The sequence below is a fragment of the Hungatella sp. L36 genome (assembly GCF_014288035.1).
In genome coordinates, this window is sequence record NZ_JACOPC010000059.1 from 1 (window position 1) to 890 (window position 890).

The following is an 890-nucleotide window of genomic DNA, read 5'->3' on the forward strand; positions in this document are numbered from 1 at the left end:
CAAGGTACGGAATAGTGGGGCTGGCTGTCGGAAACGGAGGATTTTATGTTAAGACAGACCAACCAACAACCAATTACCGCCCTTTACCCAAGACTTTCCCATGAGGACGAGCTGCAAGGCGAGAGCAATTCCATTTCCAATCAGAAGCGTATCCTTGAAACCTATGCGAAGCAGAACGGCTTTTCCAATCTGCGCTGGTACACGGACGACGGTTATTCTGGTGCGAACTTTCAAAGACCCGGTTTTCAAGCCATGCTTGCGGACATTGAAGCCGGAAAAGTCGGGACAGTTATCGTAAAGGATATGTCGAGGTTAGGGCGAAACTACCTGCAAGTGGGAATGTACACGGAAATGATTTTCCCACAGAAAGGCGTCCGCTTCATCGCTATCAATGACGGAGTGGACAGCGCACAGGGCGACAATGACTTTGCCCCGCTGCGGAATATCTTTAACGAATGGCTGGTGAGAGATACGAGCAAGAAAATACGGGCGGTAAAACGCTCAAAAGGCATGAGTGGCAAGCCCATCACAAGCAAGCCTGTGTATGGCTACCTCATGGACGAGGATGAAAATTTCATTATTGACGAGGAAGCTGCACCCGTAGTCAAGCAGATATACAACCTCTGTCTTGCCGGGAATGGTCCGACCAAGATAGCCCGTATGCTCACAGAGCAGCAAATCCCCACGCCGGGAACGCTTGAATACCGCAGGACGGGCAGCACCCGCCGCTACCACCCCGGCTATGAGTGCAAGTGGGCGACCAATACCGTAGTGCATATCCTTGAAAACCGGGAATACACAGGCTGTCTGGTAAATTTCAAGACAGAAAAACTTTCTTACAAAGTCAAGCACAGTGTAGAAAATCCCCCGGAAAAGCAAGTGATTTTCGA

General features: G+C 50.1%; 1 protein-coding gene. It reads left to right on the forward strand.

Annotation, left to right across the window (positions count from 1 at the left end; genetic code table 11):
* Nucleotides 1-45: 45 nt before the first annotated feature.
* Nucleotides 46-890: recombinase family protein (locus tag H8S80_RS35230; RefSeq protein ID WP_187049106.1), on the forward strand; the 845-nt coding region annotated here is incomplete at its 3' end.